The organism is Microbacterium sp. LWH3-1.2 (genome assembly GCF_040675855.1).
Taxonomy (GTDB): Bacteria; Actinomycetota; Actinomycetes; order Actinomycetales; family Microbacteriaceae; genus Microbacterium.
The window spans coordinates 1,904,422-1,921,839 of the sequence record NZ_JBEGIK010000001.1 but is presented as its reverse complement, the minus strand read 5'-3'; the positions used below and the strand labels follow the sequence as shown (position 1 = coordinate 1,921,839).

Sequence of the window (17,418 nt, the reverse complement as noted above, 5' to 3'; positions counted from 1 at the left end):
TTCAAACGCCGGTCGGATAGTCGGCGTCGTAGCGGTCGAGAACCTCGTCAATCGGGGCATCCATCGCGAGGCGATGCTTGTCGAGGTAGAGCCCGCGCGTGCAGAAGCGGCGCAGGTCGCGTTCGCTGTGCGAGACGAAGAAGAGCGTGCGCCCGTCGGCGAGAAGCTCGTCGATGCGCTTGTAGCACTTCTCACGGAACGCTTTGTCCCCGACCGCGAGGACTTCGTCGACGAGGAGAATCGGCTCTTCCAACTGCGAAACGACCGAGAATGCCAAACGCACCTTCATGCCGTTGCTGAGGTGCTTGTACGGGGTGTCGATGAAGTCCTCGAGCTCGGCGAAGTCGATGATGCCGTCGAAGCGGCGCGCGACCTCGGCCTTCGCCATCCCGTGGAGGCCGGAGGTGAGGCGCACGTTCTCGCGCACTGTGAGGTCGCCAACGAATCCGCCGGTGATCTCGATGAGCGGCGCCACACCGCCGTTCACCGCGACCGTACCCTCGTCTGCGAGAAGCACGCCGGCGACGAGCTTGAGGAGGGTGGACTTGCCCTGGCCGTTGCGGCCGACGACGCCGATGGACTCACCCGGCTTCACATCGAAGCTGACGTCACGCAGAGCCCAGAACTCCCCCGGTTTCGACCGACGGGTCGAGTCCGAGAACAGGTCCTTAATGCTGCGCCGCCCCCGCCGGTTGCGGCGGAAGCGCACGCCGAGGTCCTTCACCTCGATCGCGAGACCGGATGCGGTCATCACAGCTCCTTCAGCACAGGACGCTCGAGCCGCCGGAAGACGAAGATCCCGAGGGCGAGAAACAGGAAGGACATGACCGCGCCCATGCCGATGACCCACGGATCCCATTCCTCAGCGAAGAATCCGACCCGGTAAAGGGCGAAGATGCCGGACAGCGGGTTGAAGGCGGCGAGCGTCTCGAACGCACCCGGCAGATCCTCAACGCCGTAGATCACCGGTGACGCGTAGAACAATGCGCGCAGGATGAGCTTCGTGGTGCGCTCTAGGTCGCTCCAGATGACGCACAGCGGGGCGACAAGGAGGCCGAGGCCCACAAGGAGCACCGCCTGCAGCGCGATCGCGACGGGGATCCAGAGGAGCCCCCAGTTGAGTTGCGCGGGGTGCTCCGAGAAGAACGAGAACACGACGAACAGAGCCAGAACCGGGAGCGAGCACAGGAACTCGATGCCCTTGCTGAGCACGATCCGGTTGACCCAGATCGACCGAGGAATCGCGGTCGACCGCACGAGGCGAGCATCCTTGTTGAACGCGCGAGTGAAGTCCGACACCGAGGAGTTGAACCATACCCAGGGGAGCAGCGCTGTAATGAGGAACACGATGTACGGCTCGTGACCCACCGTGCGCTGGAACACCTGGGTGAATACGAACCAGTAGATCGCGCTCATGACGAGCGGGTCGAGGATCGACCACAGGTACCCGAGTGCGCTCGTGGCGTAGCGCACCTTGAGGTCACGCGCCGACAGCAACCACAGCGAGTGGAGGTAGCGCCGGGGCGATCCGGGGGCGCCGACGGCGGCTGTGGTCACGTTTCGAGTGTAGGTGGTGACTGAGATCGGCGAGGAACGCGGGCGGATAGGATGTCAAGGTGAATCCAACGGGACGGCCGACCCCAGCTCTGACCATGATCGGCCCGATCGGATGACAACCACACGCGACAGGTCGCGCGTCCTCCTCGTCAGCGGCGACCCCATCGGCCGGCGCATGGCCGGCCCTGCCATTCGTGTCTGGAACATGGCCGAGGTGCTTGCGCAGCACTGCGATGTCCGCGTGGTCTCCTGGCTCCCGATCGAGCGCGAGTCGAATCGGTTCGAGCTGGCGTTCGTTCGCGAGACGGACGACCGCGCGATGCAGGAGCACGAAGCTTGGGCCGACGTCATCGTCGTCCAGGGCATGGGCTTCCGAATCTTCCCCTCCATCGCGCGCACCGAGAAGATCGTGGTAGCCGACCTGTACGACCCGTTCCAGCTCGAGCAGCTCGAGATGAACAAGTACAGCGAGCCCGGGAAGTGGGCCGAGGAGGTCACGAAGGCCGTCTCGCTTCTCAATGAGCAGATCGCGCGCGCCGACTGCTTCCTCGCCGCGTCGGAAGAGCAGCGCAGCCTCTGGCTCGGCAACCTGTCGGCTCTCGGCCGACTCAACCCCGCCACCTACCTCGCGGATCCGACGTTCGAATCGCTGGTGCGGGTCGTGCCGTTCGGCCTGGACCCCGTCGCACCATTGCAGCGGCGCCACGGCATCAAGGGGACGGTGCCAGGCATCGAAGCGACGGACAGGGTGCTAATCTGGGGCGGGGGGATCTACAACTGGTTCGACCCCGTCACGCTCGTGGGTGCGATGGGACTCATCGCGGACACGCATCCCGATATCAAGCTGTTCTTTCTCAGCGCGCGCCACTTCAATCCCGACGTCCCCGACATGAAGGCGCTCGCCGACGCCGTCGAAGCAGCCGAGCGGTTGGGCGTACTCGATCGGACCGTGTTCTTCAATGAGTCCTGGGTCGACTACGAGTCACGCGCGGACTTCCTCCTCGATGCCGACCTCGGCGTCAGCACGCACCTCTGGCATGCCGAGACGCGGTTCTCGTTCCGCACCAGGATCCTCGACTACATGTGGGCTGGACTGCCCATCGTTTCGACGGAGGGTGACGTCTTCGCCGAGCTGATCGAGCGGCGGGGGCTGGGAGCCGTTGTCCCGACCGGCGACGCACAGGCCGCGGCCGACGCCATCGTCGGGCTGCTCGCAGATCCGGTCCGCTACGCCGAGATGCGACGCCGCATTGAGGCGGTGCGCGACGAGTTCACGTGGCCACGCGTGCTCGCACCCCTGGTCGAGTACTGCATCGACCCGCAGCCAGCCGCCGATCGCGGGGAGGTGTTCGCTCGGCGTCGCTCGGTCTCGCGCGGTTCCTTCGATCGGATCCTCGTAATGCCGCGAGGATTTCGACGTGATGTCGCACTCCTGCGGTACTACCTCGGCCGCGGCGGGACCAAACTCGTCGCGGAGAAGATCCAGGAACGCCGTACGCGGCGCGCGCGCTGAGTTCAGCGACGGCGGTGGACCACGCGCCCAGCCGCTCGCAGTGGGGCGGTGACGCGCCAGCTGGTGCTCGATTTCAGCTCGGCGATGTGTGCCGAACTGCCCTGCAGCGCCTCCTCGAGCGCCGCCTCGTGGGCGGCACGCTGGCGAACCTCGGCCCAGACCTCCTCAAGCTCGGCCGGGAGAGATTCCAGCCATGCCTGCCGCTGCACTCTCTCCCCGAGCCGCACGAAGTCCGCGCGCACGCGGTCCGCGGTGGTCTCGTCTGCAGTGAACAGCTCGCCCAGACGGCCGTCCGTTACGGTCCCAACGGCGAGCACCCCAAGCCCGTGCCCATGATGGAAGGTGAACGACCGGCCCGGCTCTGCGAGCTCCTCCCACAGCCGCCAGACGCCGAACCCGTTCTCGCGTTCGGCGATGTCGTGGAAGAGCACGACGCCGCCGTCCCGTACCACGCCAATCCAGTCGCTGTAGTCCTCGCGGACGTCCTCGTAGCCATGACGACCGTCGATGTGCAAGACGTCGGAGAACCCGTCTCCGAATCGACGGCGGGACTCATGGAAGTACCCGCGTTCGAGCCGCACGGAATCAGGGTAGTCGGCGGACGCGGTCGTCCGGACATACTCGTACACGTCGGAGCTGTAAAACCCGGCGTGGTCGTCCCCCTTCCAGCTATCCAACGCATGAATGGTGGTCGCCATGCCCAATCGGCGGGCCGCCTCGGCGAACGCGAAGCAGGAGAATCCGAAGTGGGTGCCGAGCTCGACGATCTCCGACGGTCGCAGCGTGTCGGTCAGCCACGCTGCGAACGGCGCGTGCGAGGTCCACGCCGACACCGGGTAGTGCGCCGGCAGCCAGTACGACGCGGGGGTCAGCCAGAACGGTCTGGCCGGGGCATCAGGAAGGATGCTGCTGCTCTCGATTGGTGCGGCCATCTGACGGTTCCTCGGCTTCTTCGCGGGGTTTCGGCCAGCCTATGCCGTCCGGCGATCGCGCGCGAAGCGCGAACGTCAGCCCGCACTGTCTCCCCGGTCGCCCGGTGGCGATAGCGCGACCGACGCGATGCGCGGTGGATCGATCTCGCCATACCGCACCGACCATGCGCGCGCGTCCGAAAGTCCCGGCGCCGCCGTCCGATAGAGGCGCGCGAGGCGCGGCCAGTCGCGCCAAAGCCGAACTCGCAGAAGGAGAGCGTCACGAAGCAGCGCCACCGCCACGCGCGGCCGCCGGCGAGCCACGAACGACCCGCGTCCGGTCGCGCTCTCAACCGTGGCGGAATCGAGCATCCCCAACGCCCACCACTTGCCCTCCCCCCGCGCGAGGTGTGCGTCCACGGCGGTGGGATCCGACCCAGTGACGCGCCGACCTTGATGGGCGGCGACGCGGATCAGCCGGCCAAGCGAGCGTGACGCTCCGCGGGGGCGCACAGGGCCCCGCGAGGACCGCGGTCGCGGCAGCTCGCCGTCCGGAACCACGACCTGGGCCGCACGCTCCATCAGGTCGTGGAGCTCCGCGACGCGGGTCGCCAAGGTCTCGTCCAGATGCGACGGCCCGCGCAAGACGTCGGCCAACGCCAGCCGTCGCGCGGCGGCCGATCCGTACTGCATGCAGAGCACGTGGTTGACATCGAGCGCAAAGGTCCCGCGCAGGATGCTGCCGCCCCGCCGCGTCCGTGCGTGGAGCAGAGCCGTCACGATGCGGTTACGCAGCTGGAAGTACGCTTGCCAGTCGAGCCCGTCGTCCTTGCCGGTCCACGGGAGATGCCACAGTGCAGCACCGGGCATGGTCACGGTGGGGATCCCGGCGGCTGCCGCCCGGAGCGCGTACTCGGTGTCGTCCCATTTGATGAAGTAGGGCAGCGCGGCGCCGAGCGTGCGGATCGCCGTGGCTGGGATGAGACACATCCACCAGCCGTTGAACTCCACGTGCGCGTCCGCGGGCATCGCGGTGACATCCCGGGCAGCGAGCTCCACATCTTGCAGAACCGGTGCCACGGGGGCCCACTCGAACCGCGAGCGGTCGACCCGCTCACCCCATGAGTGGAGCCGGGTCGGATGCAGGAGGTCCAGCATGTGCGCTCCGACCACCACGGGGGTGCTCGCACGAGCGGCCAGCGAGATCATGCGACGCACGGACTCGGGCTCGAGCCGCACGTCGTCGTCGAGGAGGATCACGTGGTCGGCGCCCGCTCCCACGGCCTCCAGCATCCCCCGGCTGAAGCCGCCCGAACCGCCGAGGTTGGCCTGCTCGATGGTGCGGAGCCGCGCGCCCAAAGACTCCGAGACGGCCGCGAACTCGGGCTCATTTCGCACGCGGCTACTCCCCTGGTCCACGACAATCACATGATCCAGGTAACGCAGTGCCTCGTCGTCTCGAGCGAGGGCCGCGAGCACCTGCACACAGTCCCCCGGCCGATCATGCGTCGTGATGCACACCGCCGCCGATCCCATGTCGGCCTCGTCGAGGTCCCAGCTCAGGTCACTCAGGGTGACGTTAACCTCGCCCGTCTCCACTTCGGCCCAGACCCATTCGTCGCCGGGCATCAGTGCCATGCGGAGCGAGAATGGACCGTCCTCGGCCGTCAGCGTGTGAACCGCGATCCCGGTCGCGTTGCGCACCGATACCCGCACGACCACGGTTCCTCGCGCTTCACCCGAAAAGGTCACGCTCCCGACCGCCGCAACCCGCATCCACAGCGCCGCAGGGAAGGCCGCGAAATAGGCGTTCAGCGACGCGCGGCTGCGGGCCGGCAAGTGCAGAGTAGATCGCTCATACTGAACTCCGTCGGATACCGCGCCGAGATAGAGCGCGACCGGGGCTTGGTCGTCTGCGGGGTACAGTACCCGCTGAACCGTCCGGGATCGGCGCCCCACCGTCATCGCGACGCCGGCTCCTCTGAGATCCGCACCGATGCCGCCACAGGACCGATGATGGGCACCGCTCCGGCGACCGTGAACTCCGCACCCTGCATGAGCGAGTGGGACGCATCGATGCTGAGTCCCGAAACGTTGGCGTTGATGAAGTACGAGCCGGGGCCGAAGCGCGCATCATCTACGACAATGTCGACGGACGTCGAGTTCACGATCGGCGGCAGCGAGACATGCAACAGATCCGTGTTAGACGCGAGGGCCATCTGACCGTGGGCGGTATCGATGCTGAAACCGATCGCCCAGCGCTCCACGGGTCTGACCGAGGATACGTGCAGACGGACCATGAGCGGCTCACCGACGGCGAACTCCTCGCAGGGCCGTGCGCCCGCGTCCAGCACCTCAATCCGCTCGATCTGCATGGCGGCCGCGATCTCGGTCGGCCGCGCCTGACCCACGGCGTTGTCCTCGAGGAATTCCCGGAATCGCTCGATCGCGGTAACCGGCACACCGTCGAAGACCATCTGGCCGCGGTTCATCACGATGACGCGATCGCAAAGCGACTCGATCTGATCCAACGCGTGGCTGACGATGATGATCGTGCGCCCCTCCGCCTGGAACTGCTTGATTTTGTCGAGGCACTTCTTCTGGAACTGCTCGTCACCAACGGCCAGAACCTCGTCGACCAGCAGGATGTCGGGATCGGTGTGGACCGCGATGGCGAACGCGAGACGCACGTACATGCCCGACGAGTAGAACTTGATCTGAGTGTCGATGAACTGCCCGATGCCCGAGAACTCGAGGATTGCGTCGAATTGCGCCTTCGTCTCCTCATTTGTGAGGCCCAGCACGGAAGCGTTCAGGTAGACGTTCTCGCGTCCGGTGAGATCCGGGTGAAACCCCGCACCGAGCTCGAGGAGTGCGGCGATCCTGCCACGTTGCTGGACGGTGCCCGAGGTCGGCTGGATAATGCCCCCGATCACTTTGAGCAGGGTGCTCTTGCCGGACCCGTTGTGGCCGATCAGTCCAATCGTGCTCCCCGCGCGGATGTCGAGCGTGACGTCGCTGAGCGCCCAGAAGTCCTGCTTGTGCCGGCGGCCGCCGCGGCCGAGCGTGACGACGCGCTCCTTCAACGAGGAGTCCTTGCGGACGGTGAACCGCTTCGAGACATTGGAGATCTGGACGACCTCGGGCCGTGGGGACAGAGCGCCGAGCGCTGTGGTCATCGAAGGATGCCTCACAGTTCCTGTGCAAAGTCGCCCTGCAGTCGCAGGAAGACGCGGTGGCTGATGAAGAGGAGCACGAGGCCAATGAGCAATGCGATCACCAGTCGCAGCAGGAGGTGGCTGGGCTGCGGGAGCTCGTCACCGGCCACCCAGAACGCGCGCTGGAAACCGAGGATCGCCAGCGTGAGGGGGTTGTTCGTGTAGATCTCGAGTGCGACTGGATTGGTGATGATGGTGCTCACCATCTGCCAGGAATACACCACCGGCGACATCCAGAAGAGGAGCATGGTCGCGACTTCGACCAGATACTGCACGTCGCGCAGGTAGACGTTCACCGCCGAGAAGAAGAGCGCGAACGCGAGTCCGTACACGAGGAGGACCCCGAGCGACGGGATCGCATAGAGGATATCTGTGTGAAGAGGCGGAGCACCCACGAGGATCGTGGCCAGGAGCAGCACGATCAACTGGACCCCGAAGTTGAACAGCCCCGATCCAGTGCTGGCGAGCGGAAACAGCTCGCGCGGCATGTAGACCTTCTTCACAAGCCCCGCGTTGGCGAGGATCGATCCCGTGCCTCCCACGGCGATCTCCTGGAACAGACCCATCGCCGTGAGCCCGGTGAAGACGTAGACGGCGAAGTCCGGAATGCCGCGGGCGGCGCCGAGGAAGTGTCCGAGGACGACGAAGTAGATGGCAAGTTGGACGAGCGGGCGGGCTAGCGCCCAGAGGAAGCCCAATGCCGAGTCCTTGTACTTCGCCTTGAGGTCGCGCCGCACGAGCAGATCGAGCATCTCGCGGTGAGCGATCACGTCGCGGATCGTCGCCCAGACGTTGCGAGGCCCGATCCCTCCTACGGCGCCGACGCTGCGCATCGGCGTCACCGAGAGCTTCGCGAAGCGCGCTTCAGCGACGGGAGTGACATCGGGCATAACTTGAGATCCTATCTTCGACGGCGAGGCAAGTCTGAGAAGTCGCCGGGGCGGCACGTCACCGAGAGCGTCGGCGCAGACGGCGCAGGCGACCGCGCACGCGGTCCGAGTAGGCGAGCAGCCTTTCGAGCTTCGCCTGCTGATGCGGGCGATGCGACCGCACGTAGACCCGCAACAGGTCTCTCAGCGTGCCGTATTCGAGTGGCCCCAGTTCGCGCAGCAACTGGATCTGCTGCATCGTCGTGTCCGGCAGCGTGCTGGAGAACTGATCGAAGTCGTAATCCAGTGCGGTGTAGCTGGAAGCGAGATACTCGGCCGTCGCGATGGTGCGGGTGTGGAACCCCTCCTCCCCCGCCGCATACGCGGGCATCCGCTCGAGGATGTGCGCCAGCCCGCCGTCGTCGTATGCGCCCTCGAACGCATCATAGGTCCAGTCGTGATCGACGAGCCGTCGGAGCGCCTTGGGCCGCGCAATGAACATCGATCCATATGGTGCGAGCGGCGACCCTTCGTCAACGGGCACCCGGACTCCGAGCTCTGAGCGCAGCCGCTCGAATCCCGGCTTGTTCGCCCACCATGCATGCCCCAGCGTGGGGTAGCCGATATGCACCATCGGCGGGAAGACAAGGCCGAGTCCTTGCTCCCGCTGGAACAGGCCGAGGACGTTCGCAGTGTAGCCCTCGCTGTTCAGAAGGTTCGAGAACTGCTGCTGCTTGAACAGCCGACCGACGTTGTAGTCGCCCTGCGGCGTCTTCTTTGAGTGCAGCTTCACGACGATGTCGTAATCGTCACCGAGCAGGATGTCGCGGCATCCGATCAGGAAGGCGGACTGATCGCGGCCGCTGTTTGATTCGACGACCCGGACGTCGACGGAACCCCGCGGCGGGCGCGACTGGATCGCCGTCCGAATCCCGGCGGCGCGCTGCGCGTCGGGCGTCGTTACGACGAGGTCGTACCCGCCGGGCAGGGTGTCGGCGCGGTCGAGGATCTCGTCGGTCATCTCCGGGTAGAAGATGTGCGCGACGACGACAGTGCGCATCGGGGCGTCCGGGTCGTAGCCCGTATCGATCTCAGGCAGCACCTCGAGCATCGCCGCGTCAGCATTCAGCGTGCGCGGGGCGACGTTGCGCGCCAGATCGGAGTAAATCAGATCGAGCGGGTAGCCCAGACGCTCAACCGTGTCGAGCGTCCAGCGGCCGACAACCGCGAGATGGTCGAGGTACGACGCCCACTGGAAGAAAGGGCGCCGCTTCAGCGTGGGACATCCGGCTTCCAGCAGCTGCTCCGCGTACAGCACGGCGTGATTCTCGACTTTGTCGGTCAGCGTCGGGTACGCGACTTCGCCCACGAATCCCAGATCCGTGAAGTGCTCGGTGAAGACGCCCTCGTGCTTGACGACGGCGTCGGAATAACTGTTCATCTCCGGCAGGTCCCGCCAGTATGCGCGCCACTCCTCCGACAGGAACATGCCGCGCCGGACCGCCACCCAATAGGACTGGAGATGGTACGGAAGGTATCCCGAGTTCGTGAACGGGTGCGGCTCGACACGCACATGATCCGTCATCCCCCAGAAATGCAGGGGTCTCCCGTCCATTCGCTCGAACAGGGGTCCGAACGGCTGGATGGGGCCGAACCAGGTGTCGTTGGCGATGACCACCTCGTCAAACTCGGCGATGCTCTCACCCACCGCGTCGAGGCCGCACTTATAGCCCCAGATGTCGTACCCCTCGTTAGGCCGCACGATGACGTCGTCCGCGACGGCCTCGAGCCGGCCGCGCCCCAGATCGGTCAGCGCGCCGTTGACAACTGTGACAATCCTCTCGCAGTGCTCGCGAAGGTGTCGTAGCGCAAAGGAGATGTACTCCTCGACATCGCCGCGGGGGTCGTAAACGACGTAAATGAGCAGTCGGCGTCCGTCCGCCGGAAAAGACTCCGCGGGGCGCGCGGGGAATGTGACGAGTTCGGCGGATTTCATACCGTGCCCTCCGTCGGACGACCCCGGAGCATAGCCACCAAGCCGCGAGCGCCGCTTCGCACGACTCGAATCGCCACGAACGACCGGAACGCGAGTTCGTACAGGGGCATCAGTACCGCGGCCGCTCGCGGGTGGTTAAGGCGGACGTACATACGGGACAGTGCGACGACACCGCCGTGGCCCGTGAACCCGGCGCGGTGCATGAGACGGATCTGCTCGACGGGCCAACCGCGCGTCATCGCGAAGAGCTCATCGGCTTTCGACTCCAGCGCCGTGTGGCTGATCGCCGCGTGCTCCGGCGTGAGGACGGTCCGCGTGTGATAGCCGAGCTCCGCTCCCGCGGTCGCGATCAGGCGCTCCTGGACGCGAGCCAGCGCACGGTAGCGCTGTGGGTTGCGCGACCGGTAGTCGCCGTAGCGCCAACGATGTCGCGTAAGCATGCGGAGGGCCTCCGGTCGTCCGATCCACATCGCGCCGAAGGGCGCGAGTGGGGAGATGACGTCGAGCGGCACGTGGATCCCGAGCTTCGCGCACAGTTCCCTTGCGTCATCCCGGTAGCCTCCCCACGCGCTTCCCATCGCGCTGTAACCAATGTGCATCATGGGCGGGAAGACGAAGCCGAGGCCCGGCTCCGCCTGGAAGAGAGCGAGAAGGTCCTCCACGTGGCCGCGACTATCGAGCAGGTTCTCCAGCTGGTAGCGACGGAAATAGCGACGGAGGTTGACGGTCTTCTGGCGCGCACGCCGGGAGTGGACCTTCACCACGAGATCGTACGAGTCGTCGAGGAGCACGTCGCGGCAGCCCACGAAGAAGTCGCTCATGTCGCGCCCGCGATTCGCGGGGGTGACACGCACGTCGAACGACGCAGGGCCCGCGCCGGACTGCTCCACGATCCGCTGAAGCAGCGTCGCTCGCTTGCCGTCGGTCGTCGTGAGGAACAGGTCGTACGGGCTCGGGAGGTGGCGCAGCCGTTCGAGGATCTCGTCGACGCCCTCCAGGTCCGACACGTGCACCACCGCGGCGATCCGGAACGGACGCTCGGGATCGTAGGCGGTGCCGAGACCGGGAAGAACCTCGAGCATGCCTCCCACCGTGTTCAGCGCTTTGGCGGGGACCGTGCGGCTGAGGTTCGCCAGAAGCACATCGACCGGGAAGCCCCGCTCGCGAAGGGAAGCGATGATCTCGCGACCCACGATCGCGAACCTCTCCAGGAACGGCGGATACCGGGTGAAGACGTCGCGCCGGATCAGCGGACAGCCCGCGTCGAGCAGCAGCAGCGGTGTGAAGAGCCCGGGGTCGCCGCTGGGGAAATCGGCGGCGGGGAACGCGTAATCGACGGTGACACCGCGCGACCTCAGGTGCGCGACGAAGCCACGCTCGGTGCGCTCACGGGGCACATCGCGGCGGCCGGGATTCCAGAAGTCGACCCACTCGACGGAGCGCACGGCGCTGCCGGGGACGACCGTCCACAGCCAGGCGTCGTTTGGTGCGGGGAAGCCCTCGTCGGGAAAGGCCTCCGGTTCGCCCTGGGCGTTCTCGATCATCGCCCAAGCCGTCTCGACACCCTTGGACATCCGCTCCAGCACTGAGTCGAAGCCGCCGATGGGCCCGAACCAGGAATCCCCGGTGAGCACGATCTCGTCAGCCCTGTCGGCGATGCCGTCGGCGTCGATCGCCCAGGGATAGACAGCAGGGTCGAACCCGTCGAACGTGGACTCCAATACACGGTCCGCAGTGTGGGCCAATCGTGCGCGATCAGCCTCCGCGGTGTCCTTGGGCACGATCGCGACGAGCCGGCTCGCGTGTGGTCGCAGTCCGCTGAGCGCCTGATGCACGTACTCGTCCACCCCGCCGGCCGCTCGCGAGAGCGCGTAGACGACCACGCGCCGTACCGGTGCGCCCTTCTGACCGGAAGAGATGAGAGCGTCCGTCACAGAAGCCATCTTCCGATGCTCAGCTCTGACCTTGCTGGAGCGCCGTGAGAAGGTACCGCCCGTACCCGCTCTTCACGAGCGGTTCTGCGCGGGCGCGGAGCTCGTCGTCGGTGAGGAAGCCCATGCGCCACGCGACTTCTTCGGGGCACCCGATCGACAGCCCTTGACGCTTCTCGACCGTGCGGATGAAGTCGGTCGCCTCACTCAGCGAGTCGAAGGTGCCCGTGTCGAGCCAGGCCGTGCCACGCGGAAGCAGCTCGACGCGGAGGTCGCCGCGCTCGAGGTAGGCCTTGTTGACGTCTGTGATCTCCAGCTCGCCCCGTGGCGACGGCTTGAGCTGCTTCGCGATCTCGACGACGTCGTTGTCGTAGAAGTAAAGACCGGGGACAGCGTAGTTGCTCTTCGGCTGCGACGGCTTCTCCTCGAGAGACACGACACTGCCGTCACCGTCGAACTCCACTACCCCGTAGGCGGTCGCGTCGTCGACCCAGTAACCGAACACCACGCCGCCGGTCAGGTCGTTGTACTGACGCAGGCGGCTCCCCATGCCCTGGCCATAGAAGATGTTGTCGCCGAGGACGAGGGCGGCGGAGTCTGAGCCGATGTGCTCCTCCCCGAGGATGAACGCCTGCGCGAGCCCGTCGGGAGAAGGCTGGGTCTTGTACGTCAGCGAGACCCCGAAGCGAGTGCCGTCGCCGAGCAGCCTCTGGAACTGGTCCGAATCCTGCGGAGTGGTGATGATGAGGATCTCGCGGATCCCCGCGAGGATCAGCGTGGAGAGCGGGTAGTAGATCATCGGCTTGTCGTACACGGGCACGAGCTGCTTGGAGATTCCGAGGGTGATCGGGTGAAGACGCGAGCCCGTGCCGCCCGCCAAGATGATTCCACGCATGGTCCTAGTCTCCGGCATGGGCCGAACTGCGCCAAAATTCGACGCCATTCCGGCCCGGTATCCTGGAGCGATGCGCAGACTCCTGGTCACTGGCGGTGCCGGTTTCATCGGTTCGAACTTCGTCCACCACGTCCTTGAGCACACCGATCACCACGTCACCGTGCTGGACAAGCTGACCTACGCCGGAAACCTTGCGTCGCTGCAGGGGCTGCCTCCCGACCGGTTCACCTTCGTGCAGGGCGACATCGCCGACGCGGCGCTGGTGGACGAGCTGTTCGGCCGAGTCGACGCGGTCGTGCACTACGCGGCCGAGTCGCACAACGACAACTCGCTGCACGATCCGCGGCCGTTCCTGGACACCAACATCATCGGCACGTACACGCTGCTGGAAGCTGCCCGCCGCCACGACCGCCGCTTCCATCACATCTCCACCGACGAGGTCTACGGCGACCTGGAGTTGGACGACCCCGCACGGTTCACCGAGCAGACCCCCTACAACCCCTCCTCCCCCTATTCCTCGACGAAGGCCGGCAGCGACCTTCTGGCACGCGCCTGGGTGCGGTCGTTCGGGGTCCAGGCGACCATCAGCAACTGCTCCAACAACTACGGCCCGTACCAGCACGTGGAGAAGTTCATCCCACGGCAGATCACGAACGTGCTGCGCGGCATCCGTCCCAAGCTCTATGGCGCCGGCGAGAACGTGCGCGACTGGATCCACGCCGACGACCACTCGTCCGCGGTGCTCACCATCCTCGACAAGGGCGTTATCGGCGAGACGTACCTCATCGGCGCCGACGGCGAGAAGACCAACAAAGACGTCGTCGAGCTGATCCTCAGCCTCATGGGGCAGCCGAAAGACGCCTACGACCACGTCACCGACCGTGCCGGCCATGACCTTCGCTACGCGATCGACTCCACGAAGCTGCGCACCGAGCTCGGGTGGCAGCCCGCCTACGGCGACTTCGAGTCCGGGCTGGCGGCGACCATCGAGTGGTACCGCGACAACGGGGAGTGGTGGGCGCCCACCAAGGACGGCGTCGAGGCGTTCTACGCGTCGAAGGGCCAGTAATGACGGAATTCGGCAAGACGCTCTCACGCACCGAGACCACCATCCCGGGCCTGATCGTCTTCGATCTGCCCGTGCACGGCGACTCGCGCGGCTGGTTCAAGGAGAACTGGCAGCGGGAGAAGATGACCGAGCTCGGCCTCCCCGACTTCGGACCGGTGCAGAATAACGTGTCGTTCAACGACGCGGCCGGTACCACGCGCGGCATCCATGCCGAGCCGTGGGACAAGTGGGTTTCGGTCGCGACGGGCCGGATCTTCGGAGCCTGGGTCGACCTGCGCGAAGGCCCCTCGTTTGGGACGGTGTTCACCACCGAGCTCGACCCCTCGCGCGCGATCTTCGTTCCGCGCGGCGTCGGTAATTCGTATCAGACCCTCGAAGCCGACACTGCTTACACCTACCTCGTCAACGACCACTGGTCTCCAGAGGCGGCGTACTCGTTCCTGAACTTGGCCGACGAGACCGCCGCCATCGACTGGCCCATTCCGCTGGCCGACGTGGAGATCTCGGCGAAGGATCTCGCCCACCCCCGCCTCGCGGAGGTCACCCCGATCCCCCCGAAGAAGATCCTCGTCGTCGGCGCGAATGGGCAGCTCGGTCAGGCGCTGCGCGCCGAGTACGAGGGCGTTCCCGGCGTTGAATTCGCGACGAGAGACGAACTCGACATCTCGTCTCCCTCACTGACATCCGCTCGCCGCTGGCGGGACTACGGCGCCATCATCAACGCCGCCGCCTACACCGCGGTCGACCTGGCGGAGACGCCCGATGGCCGTCGTGACGCATGGGCCGGCAACGTCTCCGGCGTCGCCGCGCTGGCGCGCATCGCCGCCGAACACGGAATCGCCCTCGTGCACGTCTCGAGCGACTACGTCTTCGACGGCGAGCGAGAAGGCGAGTGGACCGAGGAGGACGTGGTCGCCCCGCTCGGCGTGTATGGCCAGACCAAGGCCGCGTCCGACGCCCTCGTCTCGACCGTACCCCGTCACTACATCGTGCGCACGTCGTGGGTCATCGGCGAGGGTAAGAACTTCGTCCGAACGATGACCTCGCTGGCCGAGCGCGGCATCGACCCGAAGGTCGTCGACGACCAGATCGGGCGGCTGACCTTCACCTCCGACCTGGCGCGCGGCATCCGCCATCTGCTGGAATCCGACGCGCCCACCGGCATCTACAACCTCACGGGCACCGGCGTCCCGACCTCGTGGGCGGACGTCGCTCGGGCGGTCTTCGCGCTGGCCGGGCATGATCCTGCCCGCGTCACAGGCGTGTCGACCGCGGAGTACTTTGCGGGCGCAGCAGGGCCGGTCGCCCCGAGGCCGCGAAACAGCGTCCTCGATCTCAGCAGGATCGAGGCGACGGGATTCGTTCCCGAATCAGCGGAGGAATCGCTCCGACGGTATGTGACCGGGGGCGGCGCTTGAGCCTAGACGTCCCTTCAGCTCAGCCCACACGGCACTGGTCGATGCGGTAGAGCGATGTCTCGCCTGCCGACGCCACCTCTGTGAACAGGCCCGCGTCGACCGCGAGGTGCGGACCGGGGAACAGGTTTCCCGCCGGGTCTCCACCGCTGAGCTCGTGGCTCGAATACACGACGAACTCCACGTCCAGTCTTCGCAGCGCGTCGCAGATGGTCGGATCGGTGTCGATGTCCTGCAGTCGCTGTGCGAGAAGCAGCCGATCCGCATCCCACTGACCGTTGACGTGCGGGAACACCGGCTCGCGATCGCCGAACAGCTGCGTCCATGCCGACCCGTCCCACGGGTCCCCAAGAACCCGCTGGCCCGCTGGGACGGCTGCCGCGAGCCCCGTGAAGAACCCGATCTGCTCCGCAGAGACCACTGCGGTGCCCGCTTCTGACGCGGGCAGGCGGAAGGCGGTCGCGACCGATGCGGTGATCCCGGTCGCCGCGAGGATGAGCACCGAGCTCGCTGCCAGCAGCCAGGAAGTCGCCACGGTCGCCCTCGCGGTGGAACGATCCGTCACATCGCGTCGGCGCTGCACCCGCCGCACGGCGGTCAGGACGCCGCGGGTCGCGAGAACGACGGCCAACATCGCCACGACCGAGCTCAGCCGGTAGCGGTCCTTGTACCAGATGGCGGTGGCGAGCTTGCTGAGGACGCCATCGGAACCGGCGGCAGCCGCGTAGAGCACCGCCATCACTGCGTACGAGACCACGACCCATCGTGTGCCGCGTGACCGCACGGCGGCGATGATCCCTATCACCACGGCCACGGCGACAGGCACGGCCGCGAAGACGACGGCGCCCCCGACTCCCGTCGGCCAGGACTGCGAAAGGACCTGCCACAGGCCAGCCCAGACACTCTGCGTGGCGACTGCCTGCGGGCCACCCAGCCGATCCTCAAGCGGACGCGCGAACAGGCCGAGCACGCGCACCGCGTAGAAGAAGGCCAGCGACGCTCCGACGACGAGTCCGAACGAGGCGACGGTAGCCAACCAGACCACGCGCCGCCGCTGCGAGCCGCCACGCCGCCATCCGTCGCGGCACAGCATCCAGAACGACGCTCCGGCGGCGGGAATCAGGACGACGGCCCATGACGCGAGCACTCGGGGCTGCGCGAACACGATGGCGCAGACCGCGGCGACCATTCCCACCGCACCGAGCACCAACGCTGCGCGGCGGGACGCCCCCTTGGTGGACCGAACCCGTCGCGCGGCGACGATCGGCACCGCCAACGCGGCCGGGAGAAGGGCTGTCGCCAGGAACGTGGGATACAGCGTGCCCCAGGACAGAAGTGCGTAGGGCATAGCTGCGAAGGCGACGCTGAGGGGAATCGCGACCGCTGCCACCATCCGTGGAGGATGGTCGGGAATGAGAACCTGGGCGAGCCACACGATGCCCGGGATCCATACCCCGACGACGACCGCGATCCACAGCGCGTTGACCGCGATAGCGGGCTCGGCACCGGTCGCCTGGACCACGGTCGCAACCGACGTGTGCCAACCAGCCGGGTAGAAGCCGGCCGAACGATCGGTCTCGATGAGGGTTCGCAGGGTGAACGAGGAGGGGCTACGCCCGTCGAGGATCGCTGCGGTCGCCGACATGTGGAAGACGTTGTCGTACGTCTGGCTAACGCGGTCCGCGCTCGGCACCTCCCAGAAGGCCGCCAACGCGGCCATGAGGCCCGCCGCTGCCCACGCCGCCAGCAGCAGCGGGTTCAGGGGAGGCTCGACGCCCCGATGGCGAAGCAGGGGCCTGGCGGCGAGCCACGTCACGAGCGCGCCGACCGTCCACGGGATCAGCAACTGCCATGTCGCCCACGGCGTGGCGAGCGCACCGGCGAGCACGCCGGCCACTCCCACCGAAAGCACCCCGAGAACGCCCGCGAGCGCGACCGTGGGGATTGCACCGAGGTGCAGGGGCCACAGGATCAGAAAGCCGGGGATGATCAGGAGGATGAGAGCCCCGGTCAGTGCCGGGGCGACGACGATCCAGTCCACCGG

13 protein-coding genes are annotated in these 17,418 nt (G+C 66.6%); 3 read left to right on the top strand and 10 right to left on the bottom strand.

Features of this window, described 5'->3' with window-relative positions:
* Position 1 precedes the first annotated feature (1 nt).
* Positions 2-751, bottom strand: a complete 750-nt coding sequence (locus MRBLWH3_RS08850) for an ABC transporter ATP-binding protein (RefSeq protein WP_363430676.1) — start codon at positions 749-751, stop codon at positions 2-4.
* The gene (locus MRBLWH3_RS08845) at positions 751-1,557 is read right to left on the bottom strand and encodes an ABC transporter permease (RefSeq protein WP_363430673.1); all 807 of its coding nucleotides are present in this window, start codon (positions 1,555-1,557) and stop codon (positions 751-753) included. Before MRBLWH3_RS08845 ends, MRBLWH3_RS08850 begins: the two co-directional genes overlap by 1 nt.
* 112 nt (positions 1,558-1,669) lie before the next feature.
* On the opposite strand from MRBLWH3_RS08845, the gene MRBLWH3_RS08840 reads away from it, so the two are divergent.
* On the top strand, positions 1,670-3,070 hold the full coding sequence (locus tag MRBLWH3_RS08840) for a glycosyltransferase family 4 protein (RefSeq protein WP_363430671.1): 1,401 nt from the start codon (positions 1,670-1,672) through the stop codon (positions 3,068-3,070).
* Positions 3,071-3,072: 2 nt separating this feature from the next.
* Here the strand turns inward: MRBLWH3_RS08840 and MRBLWH3_RS08835 are convergent, their stop codons facing one another.
* The 7 genes from MRBLWH3_RS08835 to rfbA form a co-directional block, all read right to left on the bottom strand.
* Positions 3,073-4,002 (bottom strand): class I SAM-dependent methyltransferase, encoded by a 930-nt coding sequence (locus tag MRBLWH3_RS08835; protein WP_363430668.1) that lies wholly within the window; start codon positions 4,000-4,002, stop codon positions 3,073-3,075.
* Between the two features lie 75 nt (positions 4,003-4,077).
* Positions 4,078-5,946, bottom strand: a complete 1,869-nt coding sequence (locus tag MRBLWH3_RS08830) for a glycosyltransferase (protein ID WP_363430665.1) — start codon at positions 5,944-5,946, stop codon at positions 4,078-4,080.
* Positions 5,943-7,067: an ABC transporter ATP-binding protein gene (locus tag MRBLWH3_RS08825; protein ID WP_363430663.1), complete on the bottom strand. Its 1,125-nt coding sequence runs from the start codon at positions 7,065-7,067 to the stop codon at positions 5,943-5,945. Before MRBLWH3_RS08825 ends, MRBLWH3_RS08830 begins: the two co-directional genes overlap by 4 nt.
* Before the next feature lie 104 nt (positions 7,068-7,171).
* Positions 7,172-8,089, bottom strand: a complete 918-nt coding sequence (locus MRBLWH3_RS08820; protein ID WP_363430660.1) for an ABC transporter permease — start codon at positions 8,087-8,089, stop codon at positions 7,172-7,174.
* Positions 8,090-8,147: 58 nt separating this feature from the next.
* Positions 8,148-10,064 (bottom strand): rhamnan synthesis F family protein, encoded by a 1,917-nt coding sequence (locus MRBLWH3_RS08815; protein ID WP_363430657.1) that lies wholly within the window; start codon positions 10,062-10,064, stop codon positions 8,148-8,150.
* Positions 10,061-12,007, bottom strand: a complete 1,947-nt coding sequence (locus MRBLWH3_RS08810; protein ID WP_363430655.1) for a rhamnan synthesis F family protein — start codon at positions 12,005-12,007, stop codon at positions 10,061-10,063. The genes MRBLWH3_RS08815 and MRBLWH3_RS08810 overlap by 4 nt, the downstream gene beginning before the upstream one ends.
* Positions 12,008-12,017: 10 nt before the next feature.
* Positions 12,018-12,890: a glucose-1-phosphate thymidylyltransferase RfbA gene (gene rfbA, locus MRBLWH3_RS08805; protein ID WP_363430652.1), complete on the bottom strand. Its 873-nt coding sequence runs from the start codon at positions 12,888-12,890 to the stop codon at positions 12,018-12,020.
* A 70-nt stretch (positions 12,891-12,960) separates the two neighbouring features.
* Between rfbA and rfbB the strand changes: the two genes are divergently transcribed.
* Positions 12,961-13,959, top strand: coding sequence for a dTDP-glucose 4,6-dehydratase (rfbB, locus tag MRBLWH3_RS08800; RefSeq protein ID WP_363430650.1), 999 nt, complete (start codon positions 12,961-12,963; stop codon positions 13,957-13,959).
* Entirely contained in the window at positions 13,959-15,377 is a 1,419-nt protein-coding gene (locus MRBLWH3_RS08795; protein ID WP_363430647.1) for a bifunctional dTDP-4-dehydrorhamnose 3,5-epimerase family protein/NAD(P)-dependent oxidoreductase, read from the top strand. Before rfbB ends, MRBLWH3_RS08795 begins: the two co-directional genes overlap by 1 nt.
* A 19-nt stretch (positions 15,378-15,396) precedes the next feature.
* On the opposite strand, the gene MRBLWH3_RS08790 is transcribed toward MRBLWH3_RS08795, so the two are convergent.
* Entirely contained in the window at positions 15,397-17,415 is a 2,019-nt protein-coding gene (locus tag MRBLWH3_RS08790; protein WP_363430644.1) for a DUF6541 family protein, read from the bottom strand.
* Positions 17,416-17,418 lie beyond the last annotated feature (3 nt).